Genomic DNA, 13,223 nt, shown 5'->3' with positions numbered 1-13,223 from the left:
TTTTGTAAAATAACAATGTACATAGTTTTGCAACAACGAAAAGGAGCATGATCTCATGAATCAAGAAACGTTGGAATTGTTTCGACAATTAACTGAACTTCCGGGAGCTTCCGGAAATGAACATGCTGTACGTGCATTTATGAAGGAACAGCTTTCTCAATACGCTGATGAAGTAGTGCAAGATCGGCTAGGGAGTATTTTTGGGGTCAAAAAAGGAAACGGACCTGTCGTGATGGTAGCTGGTCATATGGATGAAGTAGGATTTATGATTACTTCGATTACGGATAACGGAATGCTCCGATTTCAGCCGCTGGGAGGCTGGTGGAATCAAGTTCTGTTAGCGCAGCGTGTACAAATTATAACGGAGAACGGACCGGTAATCGGTGTGATTGGATCCATTCCTCCCCATTTGTTAAGTGAAGAACAGCGGAAAAAACCGATGGAAATAAAAAATATGCTCATTGATATTGGAGCGGACGACCGCGAAGATGCGGAACGGATTGGCATTAAACCGGGGCAGTTTGCCGTGCCGATTTGTCCGTTTACTCCATTGGCTAATCAAAAGAAAATTTTAGCCAAAGCTTGGGATAATCGCTATGGATGTGGGCTTGCCATCGAATTGTTGAAGGAAGTAAAAGATGAAACGCTTCCTAATACGCTTTATTCTGGAGCGACTGTTCAAGAAGAAGTCGGCCTTCGAGGTGCGCAGACAGCTGCCAATATGATTAAGCCGGATATTTTCTTTGCGTTGGATGCAAGTCCCGCCAATGATATGTCCGGAGATAAAAATCAATTCGGTCAATTGGGGCAAGGGGCTTTGATTCGTATTTATGACCGGACGATGGTAACTCATAGAGGAATGAGAGAATTTGTTCTCGATACGGCAGAATCGAATCAAATTCCTTATCAGTTTTTTGTTTCACAAGGAGGGACGGATGCCGGAAGAGTGCATTTGTCCAATGAAGGCGTCCCTAGTGCGGTGATCGGGATTTGTTCCCGCTATATTCATACGCATGCCTCGATGATTCATGTAGATGATTACCAAGCTGCTAAAGAATTATTGATTAAGCTAGTTCGTTCATGTGATCAATCAACGGTTGAGGCCATTCGGAATAACGGGTAATGGAATATTGGAAGACATTCCATCCGTTAATGGATTTTTCTAAAAGATGTGACTGCCGGAACGGAAAGGTTTTTCATTTATAGAGAAAGTGGTTTGGTTGAGACAGAGGGAGTGGCAATCCGTGAAAATAGCGGTGGGGTCAAAAAATGCAGCAAAAATCGCTGCCGTGAAAGAAGGAATCCAATTTGTTCAATTGAGTGCCGAAGTACTTTCGGTTGACGTCGAATCGGGGGTAAGCAATCAGCCTTTTTCGGATGAGGAAACAATAAGAGGGGCCGTCAAACGAGCGGAAAGAGCATTGTCGGCGGAAAATGCTGATGTCGGAATCGGTTTGGAAGGCGGTGTAACGGAAACGCCGCAAGGTCTTTTGCTTTGTAACTGGGGAGCTCTGTCGGAAAAAGGAAAAGAGCCTATTGTTGCCGGAGGAGCCCGAATTCTCTTGCCAAAAGAGATTGCCGAAAGATTAAGAGCGGGGGAAGAGTTGGGACCGGTGATGGATGAATTTTGCCGCAGAAAACAAATCCGTGAAAAAGAAGGAGCTGTAGGCATTTTTACTAACGGGCTTGTCACAAGAAAAAACATGTTTTTCCATGTGATGAAGCTGCTCCTCGGACAATGGCTGTACCGAAAGAATGAAAGGTAAGATCTTATTCTTATAAGGATATAGCCATTGAAGCCCCCGGCTTGTTTGTTGAAATAAATTTTTGTTTTTTAGGTTAACTCTTGACAGGTTTCCAAATTCAAGCAAAAGGGATCTTTGCTTGTCGATCAGAACAAAGCGCTCGGTGGCTTAAAAAAAACGAATGAAGTTTTTTGCGGCATGGTGAGCGCTATTCTTCATTTTATTGGCCAGTTTATGATAATCTTATGATAGATTAGGATGTATCTTTCTCTGTGTGTTTTTAAAGGATTCGATTTCCAATATTTATTAAATGAGAATGGTCAGGAGGAATAAACGATGCAAGAATTAAAATCAATAGAACAATTTGAAGAACTTAAAAATAACGGGAAACACATTTTTCTTTTTTCAGCAGAATGGTGCGGAGATTGCCGCTTTTTGGAACCTTTTCTTCCTCAAATTGAAGCAGAGCACCCGGATTATACGTTTGTCCATATTGACCGGGATGAATATATCGACCTTTGCCAACAATTAGACGTTTTTGGAATTCCTAGTTTTATTGCTTATGAAGACGGAAAAGAGCTTGGAAGGTTTGTCAGCAGAGACCGTAAAACAAAAGAAGAAGTGGATCAGTTTATTGACAGCCTCCAAAAATAAGTTCCTTTGGACAGGAGGAAAATTCATTGGACAGTAAAGCGCTGCGAAAGGAATTGGAAAAACGATTAAAATCAGAAAACCGCCTTTTTACATTTGATCGGGAAAAAGATGTTTTACGAATCGAGGACAAGGAAACGAGAAAAGGGGTCAATGTTTCACTCCCTCCCATTCTAGGCAGATGGGAAACAATGAAAGAGAAAGCAATCGATGAGGTTGTTTACTATGTCAATGAAGCGCTGGCTGTCATGGGAAAAGAACCAAGCTTATCGGAAAGAGAAAAGTACATTTATCCGGTTATTCGCTCCACATCTTTTCCAAAGGAAGCGAAAGAAGGCGTACCTTTTTTGTATGATGATCATACGGCCGAAACAAGAATATATTATGCCCTTGATATGGGGACTACTTATCGGTTGATTGATAAGGAACTGTTGGAAAAGGAAAACTGGGATGCCAGAAGAGTGAGAGAGACGGCGAAATTCAACGCCCGCTCCCTTTCTACTTCCGTTAAAAAAGATGAGGTAGAGGATAATGTTTTTTATTTTTTAAATACAAATGACGGGTATGATTCAAGCCGAATTTTAAACGAAAAATGGCTTTCTGAGATGGAGGAGAAAGTCGAAGGTGTGATGACTGTCTCCGTGCCTCATGCAGATGTGCTGATCATCGGGGATATCCGCAATGAAACCGGATATGACATATTGGCCAATATGACGATGAGCTTTTTTGCCAACGGACGGATACCGATTACGGCTTTGTCATTTTTGTATGAAAATGGCAAGTTGGAACCGATTTTTATTTTAGCCAAAAACAAAAGAAAATGAAGGGATGGAAGATTGTAAGTGAACGTATTTTATAATCGAAAAGGTGTAGGGGATACTCTACTAATATCGATCAAAGATTTTCCGCAAGAGGAAATTGCCGTAGACGTGCGAAAAGAGGCGGCCAGAATTTATCATGAACCAACCAATGAAACGGCTGGTTATAATATTTTTCATATATCCAAATTCCTGGAAATTGAAGGTAATGGCCCCGTCGACATGAACGAAGACCTTCTCGGCAAAATCAACCGGATTTTGCAGGAGTGCGGTTTTGATGAAACGTTAGAAGGAGATTTTTCTCCTAAATTTGTGGTAGGATATGTGAAAGAAAAGGAAAAGCATCCTAATGCAGATAAATTGAGCATCTGCCAAGTCGACGTAGGAAATGAAACATTGCAGATTGTATGCGGAGCACCTAATGTGGAGGCGGGCCAAAAAGTGGTTGTCGCCAAGATCGGCGCTGTCATGCCAAGCGGAATGGTTATAAAAGATGCGGAGCTGCGAGGAGTTCCTTCGAAAGGCATGATCTGTTCGGCTCGCGAGCTTGAGCTGCCGAATGCTCCTAAAGAAAAAGGAATTTTAGTTTTATCAGATGAATATGAAGTCGGCCAGCCGTTTTCCTTTTAATGGATAATGGCCAGTGAATAAAGATGTGAACAAGGGTTTGGTTCTTTCAACCTTTATAGGAAGATGATTGTATCCTATTAATGGTTGTAGAAGGATCGGACCCTTTATTCGTTTCAATGGATTTCTTGTTGTGGATATTGAAAGGATCGGTTGAAAAGTGAGCAGCGAGTAAAGATTGGATGGTATTTCTGCAAAAATGATTTTCCGAGATTTTCAGTATAGAAAGATCTAGGTGGAGTCTGTTCTGGCTGGTTTGCCATTCCCTTAGGGAGAAAAGCCCAAAGCCTTCATCGATGAAAAGAGGCTTAAGAATATTTGTTGTTCTTGCATTTTCAGCCTATTTTCCTCTCGAATTTTTCTATTTAACTGTTAAAATAGAAATGATTCTTAAATAAAGAAAGAGTGGTAAACTTTGAGCTGGCTGAAACGATTTATGAAACTTTTTATAGATGAAGAAGTAGTAGAAATTGAAGAGAGCGATTCTCCGCATGTACCGCGGCAGGTACCAAAGGAACGAACAGACAATCTGAAAAAAAATCCAACAAAGCCGGTGCGGGAATTGAAAACGAGAATTGCTTACCATTATCCGCAAAAACCCCTATCTTTGCCTGCTGCGTCGGAAAAAACAGAAAGAAAAACGCTTGAACGACATAATCGGCATCGGAGGAATGAGCCGATCAAACTGGAACCAAAACCAACAACGGAAAACTTAAAGAGTGCTTCTTATCATGTGTCGAGCGAACGGAAAGGCAACCGTCCTTTTCGACCAACGAATATTCCGTCTCCCATTTACGGGTATAAACGTCCGTCAGAAGCAAGCCAAAGCGAAGTTGTAGAGTACGAGTTGAAAAATTCTTTTGTGGAAGGAGAAGTGTCAGGTCACACAGAGACGCTAAAAAGAAAGAATGAGAATTTTGAAGAGCAGAAAGAACGAAATCAGACTTTGGCTGTTTCGTTTAAAAACGAAGAAAAACAGGCCGAACCTTCTGGAAAAGAACAGGTGGCGGCAGAAAAAGAACAGGTAATCCTTGAAGAGAATCATCTGAAAGACGAAGCGGCTTCCAATGAATTTTCTCATTTGGAAGACTCCCCATTATCAACAAAACAATCATCACAAGAAAACGATTTTCCTACGGTAGAAGAAGCGGTAACAGAAGAATATGAAAATGTAAGAAAAATGGAACCAGTCGAGGAACAGAAATCTGTTGTTCGGGAATTGGACATTAGTGAGGATTCGAATCAAGAACAGCGATCGGAAACTGTTTCTGAAAGGGCAGACGCAGACAAATCGAATAAATCACGCCCGCATCTCCCCTTTAATGTGCTAATGCTTAAGCAGGACAAACGGAATTTAGAGAAGAAAAATATCGCGAACAATCGGAAACAGCCGGACATGGCTCCTCATATCCATAAAGTGGAAAAGGGACAAGCGGAGGAGAACATCGAAAAAGAAACTGACCATCAGCTGCCCGATATCCGTTTTTTGACTCCGCCGGCTGAAAAAAAAACGAATGAAGCATGGATACAACAGCAAATTCAATTATTAAACGATACGCTGAAAAACTTCCGTGTACGCGCTAAGGTGGTGAATGTCACGGAAGGACCGTCTGTCACCAGATTTGAAGTACAGCCTGAACCAGGGGTGAAAGTGAATAAAATTACGAACTTGTCGGATGATATTAAGTTGAGCTTGGCGGCCAAAGATATTCGGATAGAGGCGCCTATCCCGGGAAAACATACAATCGGAATTGAGGTTCCGAATAAAGAAAGCCGACCCGTATACTTAAGCGAAATTATTATGAGCACTTCATTCCAAAACAGCCAATCTCCTCTCACGATTGCGATGGGACTGGATATTTCCGGCCAAGCGGTTGTGGCTGATTTAAAGAAAATGCCCCATGGATTGATCGCCGGCGCAACCGGCTCTGGAAAAAGCGTCTGCATCAATTCCATATTGATCAGCCTTTTGTATAAAACGACTCCTGAAGAATTGAAACTGCTATTGATTGATCCGAAAATGGTTGAACTCGCGCCGTACAACGGCATTGGACATTTGGTCAGCCCGGTTATTACGGATGTAAAAGCAGCTACCCAGGCGTTAAAATGGGCGGTGGATGAAATGGAAAGGCGGTATGAATTATTTGCTCATGCTGGTGTTCGAAATATTGAACGGTTCAATCAAAAAGCGTTGGAAGCAAAAGAAAAGCGTATGCCTTATATCGTCATTGTGATTGATGAACTGGCTGATTTAATGATGATGTCTCCCGCTGATGTCGAGGAAGCGATTTGCCGAATTGCCCAAAAAGCGCGGGCATGTGGCATCCACTTATTGGTAGCCACTCAGCGGCCGTCCGTCGATGTGATCACCGGGTTAATTAAAGCCAATATTCCTACTAGAATTGCCTTTTCCGTTTCCTCTCAAGCGGATTCACGAACGATTTTGGATACCGGGGGAGCTGAAAAATTGTTAGGAAAAGGCGATATGTTATTTTTGGACAACGGAACATCAAAGACGGTGCGGCTTCAAGGCAGCTTTGTTTCTGATGGGGAAATCGAAAGAGTGGTTTCCTTCGTGAAAGAACAGTGGGAATCCGATTACTTGTTTGTTCAAGAAGAACTTGTTCAAAAAGCCAACTTTCTGCAAGATGAAGATGACTTGTTTAAGCCGGCCTGTGAGTTTGTCGTTCGCCATGGCGGTGCTTCCGCTTCTTTATTGCAAAGACATTTTCGGATCGGTTATAATCGCGCGGCTCGGTTGATTGAAATGATGGAAGAACAAGGAATCATTTCGGAACAAAAACCCGGCAAGCCCAGAGACGTTTTAATCACGGAAGAAGATTTTGAGGATTTAAAGGAATCCAGCCAATTCTAATGCGTGCTTTCAAAATAAAAAAGCGGCTCATTTGCGATGATTTTAAATCTTGAATGAGCCATGAAACATTCTTTTTGAAAATTAAGGTCGTGAAAATGGATTGAAACAAAGACAAGAAAAAAGGAAAAATCCTATTAATAGTCACGAGCCTGAAAAAGTGCTATAATGTTTCAATATGAAAAGCTCATTATCCATTTTGAGCAAAGGGAACCAAAATTACATATAATGCTTATTGATAGACGATTGTTGGAGGGTCTGTTATGACAACATATCACTTTGTAGGAATTAAAGGATCGGGGATGAGCGCCCTCGCCCAAATTTTGTTCGATAAGGGCTATAAGGTGCAGGGTTCTGACATTGAAAAATACTTTTTTACTCAAAAAGCTCTGGAAGATGCCGGAATTCCGATTTATCCCTTCAGTAAAGACAACATTAAACCTGGTTTAACGGTTATAGCAGGAAATGCATTTCCTGACACACATGAAGAAATTCAAGAAGCGTTAAAACTTGGATTGCCGGTAATCCGTTACCATAAATTTTTAGGGGAATTTGCCCGCAAGTTTACAAGCATTGCTGTGGCAGGCGCTCACGGGAAAACATCGACGACAGGGTTAATGGCGCATGTCATTGGCGGGGCAAAACCTACTTCTTATTTAATCGGTGATGGTACTGGGAAAGGCGTTAAGGACGCCGAATATTTTGTTTTTGAAGCTTGTGAGTATCGGCGCCATTTCTTATCCTATTATCCCGACTACGCCATTATGACCAATATCGATTTTGACCATCCTGATTATTTTGCGAATATCGATGATGTTTTTTCTGCCTTCCAGCAAATGGCGATGCAAGTGAATAAAGCCATTTTTGCTTACGGTGATGATGAACTGTTACAAAAAATTCAAGCGAAAGTTCCCGTTGTGTATTATGGCTTTGGCGAAGAGAACGACTTCCAAGCTCGAAATATTAAGCATACAAATAATGGTACGACATTTGATGTATTTGTTAGAAATACGTTTTATGGCTCTTTTGAAATTCCCTTGTTTGGCGACCATAACGTTTTAAATGCTCTAGGAGTAATAGCTGTTTGCCAATATGAAAATATTGATACGGAAATCGTCAAAGAACGGCTTCTTACTTTTGAAGGGGTCAAAAGAAGATTCACCGAGAAAAAAATGGGAACGCAAATCATTATTGATGACTATGCACACCATCCAACGGAAATCAAGGCAACGATTCATGCTGCACGTCAAAAATATCCTGATCGGGAAATTGTGGCCATTTTTCAGCCTCATACGTTTTCAAGAACTCAGGCCTTCTTAAATGATTTTGCTCAAAGCCTTAATGAAGCTGATTCTGTTTATTTATGCGAAATTTTCGGTTCAGCGCGTGAAAACCATGGCAAACTGTCTGTAAAAGATCTTCAAGAGCGGATTTCAGGAGCGCAAATTATTGAAGAAGAAGACACGTCTCCGCTCTTAAAGCATGAAAATGCGGTTCTCATCTTTATGGGAGCGGGAGATATTCAAAAATTCCAGCTTGCCTATGAAAAGCTGCTAAGCAACACTTTGAAAAAATAGACAATGATGTCATGATAGTCATCGATTAGGAAGTCTGAATGTTTTAGAGCTGACTTAGAGCCCGGCCTTTTCTCCACGCTGGGATGGCGTTAGGAGGCGGCAGGCTTTAAGTCTGCTCTTTTTTTAGATGATCGGCCTTTCAGTTCATTTTAAAGTATGGTAAAATAAAAATTATCTGATTATTCTTTCTATTTAAACAAGGGGGGATAGAGTTGAAAGATCGTGTTGTGATCATAACAGGCGGATCAAATGGGATGGGAAAATATATGGCGAAACATTTTTTTCAAGAAGGAGCGAAAGTCGTTATTACAGGAAGAAATGTTGAAAGGCTGGAGCAGGCAAAAAAAGAGATAGAATCACAGGGAAATAGTGAGATATTGACGATTGCCATGGATGTCAGAAATCCGGATGATGTAGATAAAATGGTCCGAGAAACGGATCAAAAGTTTGGAAGAATTGATGTTTTAGTGAACAATGCCGCAGGAAATTTCATTTGTCCGGCAGAAAAATTATCCGTCAATGGCTGGAAAGCGGTGGTGGATATTGTCTTAAATGGAACCTTTTATTGTACAAGAGCGGTAGGGAAATATTGGATCGAAACGAACAGCAAAGGTAATGTTCTGAATATGGTTGCGAATTACGCTTGGCAGGCAGGTCCAGGGGTGGTTCATTCCGCTGCGGCGAAGGCCGGGGTTCTCTCGCTCACTAGAACGCTTGCGGTAGAGTGGGGCACCAAATACGGCATTCGGGTAAATGCCATAGCTCCCGGTCCTATTGAACGAACAGGAGGAGCAGACAAGCTGTTGGATTCTGAGGAGACGGAAAGAAAGGTTATCGACAGCGTGCCGTTGAAACGATTAGGAACGCCGGAAGAAATCGCTGCTTTGGCTGCTTTTATGGTTTCAGACAAAGCTTCTTATTTAAATGGAGAATGCATATCTTTAGACGGGGGCCAGTGGTTGAAGCAGCCGGTGTTTTTATTTGACGAGTCAAATTAGCTTGAATGTTTTTAGAAAAGCAAGAAGACTTTCGTAAGAATTTTGACAAGAAAAAGCAAGGGACTTTCCCGCGCAGGGGTTGGCCGGTACTCTATTATAGACCATGTAAATTGAAATTCTATCACACCGTTTTTCGACCGCTGATAGGAGAATTGTTTGTAGTATAGGTGCCGAAGGAAGCCGGCGCCTTTTAAAAAGGTATTTTGAACATTTATTTCTCTCAAAAAGATACGTTTTTATTCTTGTCAGTCCTGGAATTGAAGCCTGTTCAAACATAAAAAGAAATCGTTTTCCGTTTTGAAAACTTCTATTTTCCTTTTTTTATCATGTTTCATTGAATGATGTGGCAAATATCCTCTTCGAAATGCAGTATGATATGGACTTGTATGTTTCTCCAGTGCATATCCCTTTTGTTGCCATCTGTATATTTTTCTTCATTCTTCTAAAAAACGATGAGTCCGTTTGTTTAAAAACATCGGTTTCGTAATAATCTGTTAAAAGTTCCGGCCACACTTACGCTGCAGCTTGATATAGGTGGATGCAACATTGGAAAAACTCCTCGATTTATTCATTGGATAAGGCTCGACTCTACTTTATAGTCTCATAAAATCCATAAAATAGAATGGTCATCAGATTATAGCGAATCTTGATGATGAAATTGACGCCTCCCTAAAAGAAATAGTAAAATTTATGGAGGGTTCGCGAAAAAGAAGAATATTTTAGAAGTTTCATTTTTTTCGCCGAAATTCAATGAAGAATAAGTTGAGGAGGTGTTTAAAGTGATTGTCATTTTGTACGTAAGTGTGGCGGTGATCGCTGTTGCATTTCTTATTTTAGCTCTTAGTGTTTCCAGAACATTAAGGTCGGTTGACAGTACTTTAAACAGTGTATCAAAAATGTTGGACGGCTTGGAAAGCCAGTTGAAAGGAGTCACCCAAGAAACGGCTGAACTTTTACATAAAACAAATGAGTTGGCTGAGAATATTGGGGAAAAAACGAAAGAACTGAATTCGGTCGTTTACGCAGTGAAAGGCATTGGCAGTTCGATTGAGACGTTCAATCAATCTTTGAAAAAAATCACAACGACGGTAGGGTCGCAATTAGAAAAGAATCAGAATAAAATTTCACAGGCGGTCCAATGGAGTCAAGTCGTCAAACAAGTATTGGATAAATGGAAGCGTAAAGAAGAGTCGCCGGCTGCCCAAACACAGAATAACACCGTATCTGAAAGCCGCGGTTCGATAGAGAGGGCTAGAAATTAATGCCCGCTTTTTCCATCCTGCAATATGAAAAGGAGTGAGGAATGTGGAAAATAAAGAAAAAAGAAACTCATGCGGATTTTTAGCCGGTGCATTTGTCGGAGGAGTCATTGGAGCTGCAGCCGCCTTGATTCTCGCCCCCAAATCCGGAAGAGAATTAAGAAGGAATTTAACCGGACAAGCAGATGTTTTTAAAGAAAAAGCGTCTAGTTGGGTAGAATTAGCCAAAGAAAAAGGAATTCAATGGACATGTTCAGCAAAAGAAAAAAGTAGTGAATTAGCTTCAGCTACAAAAGATAAGGCGGAACATTTATCCAAAACGGTGCAATCAAAATCCGGTGAAATGGCAGGCAAAATTCAAACGATCACATCCAATGCGAAAGAAAAAACGATTCAGATGGCAGATAAAGTGAGCCAACGATTTCAATCACAGAATGGCCAAACTTTAGACGAAGTAAGCAAAAAACTGGAAGAAACGAAACAGGCGTTTGAAAAAACTGAAAAATCGGTTAATAAAAACGATTAATTTGATGTGGGAGCGGTGAAATGGTATGATGTTTTCACCCTCTTTTTTTGTCAAACTAGTTTTTTGTTATATGAGTCTATCAAGTGATGACGGTATTTAAAATTCATGTGATCGGCTTTCTTTGTATAAAAAGGCTGGCTGCCCTCCAATAACGATTGCAAAGGTGATGATTATGAATAAAATAGTAACCATTGAACAGTTTGAACAATTGCTGACAAGGGAACCACGCGTGTTCTTTTTAAAGCATAGTCTGACGTGTCCCATAAGTGCTCATGCTTATCGAGAAATGGACCAATTTTTGCGCGAACATCCAAGAGAAAAGGGGTATTTTTTAGCTGTCCAAGAATCCCGGGAGCTATCCAATTACATCGCTCGAAAATTTGGAATCCAACACGAGTCGCCACAAGCCTTCCTTTTCATTAATCAGCGTCCGGCATGGTATGATTCTCACTACCAAATCACGGCTGACACATTGGCAAAAATTTAGATTCAGTGGAATTTCCAGTCTGTTTTTGCTGCGGTCAGTAGCATGCTGGCCGTTATTTTCATAATATTCATAAATAAAACCGGCATTTCTGCCGTTAGCGGCGGGGTGTCCAGCTTCGTTTTGAACCGTAAGAGATTTTGAAGCTGCCGCTAATCGTAGTTTATCTCTAACGGTTAAATATTTTTATCAAAAAAGGCGTATTATCCAGTTTTTATACAGAATACTTTATCGCTTAAAAGCGTTTAATTGTTGAAGCAAATTTTTCGTGACAATTTAAAATATATGATTTATAATTATCACTAAATTATCGCCGGTGATAAAACTTATACCAGTGAAGGGCTGGGAATTCACTTTTGCTAGGTGTCATCATAAACTGAAAAATATTCAGCAAATTGAGAAGGGATTGAAGGTCGTGGGAAATCAAGAGCTCGAACAATTAAGACAAAGAGTGGATGAAATTAATTTAAAATTGCTCGAATTGATTAATGAACGTGCCAAAATTGTTCAAGAAATTGGACGTGCGAAATTGCCGCAAGGGGTGAACAAATACGATCCGGTTCGCGAAAGAAAAATGTTGAACACGATTATTGAGCGAAATGACGGACCGTTTGAAAACTCTACTATCGAGCATATTTTTAAAGAAATTTTTAAAGCGAGCTTGGAACTGCAGGAAGATGATCATCGGAAAGCTTTGCTTGTTTCACGCAAGAAAAAACCGGAAGATACGGTTATTGAAATTAACGGTGAATTAGTAGGCGCAGGGCAGCCAACGTTTGTATTCGGTCCATGTGCCGTTGAATCGTATGAGCAAGTAGCGGAAGTGGCTCAATCCATTAAGAACAAAGGATTAAAGCTTATTCGTGGAGGGGCGTTTAAACCACGCACTTCTCCATATGATTTCCAAGGACTTGGGTTAGATGGATTAAAAATATTAAAGCAAATCGCGGACGAATTTCAACTGGCGGTCGTCACAGAAATCGTCAATCCGGCTCATATTGAAATGGCGCTAGATTACGTGGACGTTATTCAAATCGGAGCCCGCAATATGCAAAACTTTGAACTTTTGAAAGCGGCAGGCTCTGTGAAAAAACCGGTTCTGCTAAAACGCGGGCTTTCCGCTACTTTGCAAGAGTTCATGTATGCAGCAGAATATATAATGTCAAGAGGAAACGAACAAATTATACTCTGTGAACGCGGAATTCGCACTTATGAAAGAGCGACTCGCAATACGTTAGATATTACGGCAGTGCCAATATTAAAACAAGAAACGCACTTGCCAGTCTTTGTAGACGTAACTCATTCTACGGGCCGGCGCGACCTCTTGCTTCCGGCTGCAAAAGCAGCTTTAGCCATTGGAGCAGACGGTGTGATGGCGGAAGTTCATCCAGATCCGGCAGTGGCGTTGTCTGATTCCGCTCAACAAATGGATTTAAAACAATTCGACGAATTTTACAATGAAATTTTAAAAGCCGTTCCTGTCAAAGCATAGAAAGTAGACCTTTCTTATTCGCAGAGGAAAACGATGGCACTTAGACTAGAATAAGCGTACAGCAGTCTGATTCAACTGGTAGGACATACCATGTTGAATCAGACTTTTTTATTAGAATATGTCGTTTTGGAAAAATAATAAGAAAGGGAGAAAAGAAAAGGCTATAATGAAGAT

Annotated in this window: 12 protein-coding genes; all 12 read left to right on the top strand. The window is 40.9% G+C overall.

Going from position 1 to position 13,223, the window contains the following annotated elements; translation table 11 throughout:
• Positions 1-55 precede the first annotated feature (55 nt).
• The 12 genes from N1I87_RS13595 to N1I87_RS13540 all read left to right on the top strand — a co-directional run bounded on the left by N1I87_RS13595 (position 56) and on the right by N1I87_RS13540 (position 13,049).
• Positions 56-1,123, top strand: a complete 1,068-nt coding sequence (locus N1I87_RS13595; RefSeq protein WP_048623850.1) for a M42 family metallopeptidase — start codon at positions 56-58, stop codon at positions 1,121-1,123.
• Between the two features lie 121 nt (positions 1,124-1,244).
• Positions 1,245-1,766: a DUF84 family protein gene (locus tag N1I87_RS13590; RefSeq protein WP_340396259.1), complete on the top strand. Its 522-nt coding sequence runs from the start codon at positions 1,245-1,247 to the stop codon at positions 1,764-1,766.
• Positions 1,767-2,081: 315 nt separating this feature from the next.
• Positions 2,082-2,399 (top strand): thioredoxin family protein, encoded by a 318-nt coding sequence (locus N1I87_RS13585; protein WP_003355690.1) that lies wholly within the window; start codon positions 2,082-2,084, stop codon positions 2,397-2,399.
• Between the two features lie 26 nt (positions 2,400-2,425).
• Entirely contained in the window at positions 2,426-3,220 is a 795-nt protein-coding gene (locus tag N1I87_RS13580; protein WP_341102283.1) for a DUF1444 domain-containing protein, read from the top strand.
• Between the two features lie 18 nt (positions 3,221-3,238).
• On the top strand, positions 3,239-3,844 hold the full coding sequence (gene ytpR / locus N1I87_RS13575) for a YtpR family tRNA-binding protein (RefSeq protein ID WP_327803744.1): 606 nt from the start codon (positions 3,239-3,241) through the stop codon (positions 3,842-3,844).
• Positions 3,845-4,256: 412 nt separating this feature from the next.
• Positions 4,257-6,716, top strand: coding sequence for a DNA translocase FtsK (locus N1I87_RS13570; RefSeq protein ID WP_341102280.1), 2,460 nt, complete (start codon positions 4,257-4,259; stop codon positions 6,714-6,716).
• Positions 6,717-6,976: 260 nt separating this feature from the next.
• Positions 6,977-8,290 (top strand): UDP-N-acetylmuramate--L-alanine ligase, encoded by a 1,314-nt coding sequence (murC, locus tag N1I87_RS13565; RefSeq protein ID WP_270583294.1) that lies wholly within the window; start codon positions 6,977-6,979, stop codon positions 8,288-8,290.
• Between the two features lie 206 nt (positions 8,291-8,496).
• Positions 8,497-9,288: a 2,4-dienoyl-CoA reductase gene (fadH, locus tag N1I87_RS13560; RefSeq protein ID WP_174521046.1), complete on the top strand. Its 792-nt coding sequence runs from the start codon at positions 8,497-8,499 to the stop codon at positions 9,286-9,288.
• Positions 9,289-10,067: 779 nt separating this feature from the next.
• Positions 10,068-10,550, top strand: coding sequence for a DUF948 domain-containing protein (locus N1I87_RS13555; RefSeq protein WP_048623846.1), 483 nt, complete (start codon positions 10,068-10,070; stop codon positions 10,548-10,550).
• A gap of 43 nt (positions 10,551-10,593) precedes the next feature.
• The gene (locus N1I87_RS13550) at positions 10,594-11,073 is read left to right on the top strand and encodes a YtxH domain-containing protein (RefSeq protein WP_048623845.1); all 480 of its coding nucleotides are present in this window, start codon (positions 10,594-10,596) and stop codon (positions 11,071-11,073) included.
• A 172-nt stretch (positions 11,074-11,245) separates the two neighbouring features.
• Positions 11,246-11,560: a bacillithiol system redox-active protein YtxJ gene (ytxJ, locus tag N1I87_RS13545; RefSeq protein WP_341102277.1), complete on the top strand. Its 315-nt coding sequence runs from the start codon at positions 11,246-11,248 to the stop codon at positions 11,558-11,560.
• Positions 11,561-11,972: 412 nt separating this feature from the next.
• A complete protein-coding gene (locus tag N1I87_RS13540) occupies positions 11,973-13,049 on the top strand; it encodes a bifunctional 3-deoxy-7-phosphoheptulonate synthase/chorismate mutase (RefSeq protein WP_327824315.1) in 1,077 nt (358 codons plus the stop codon).
• Positions 13,050-13,223: the final 174 nt, after the last annotated feature.

Source organism: Bacillus sp. FSL W8-0102 (assembly GCF_038007225.1).
Lineage (GTDB): Bacteria > Bacillota > Bacilli > Bacillales > DSM-4216 > Bacillus_O > Bacillus_O smithii.
Note: the sequence above shows the minus strand (reverse complement) of the source record. Positions and strands in the feature narration are given on the sequence as shown.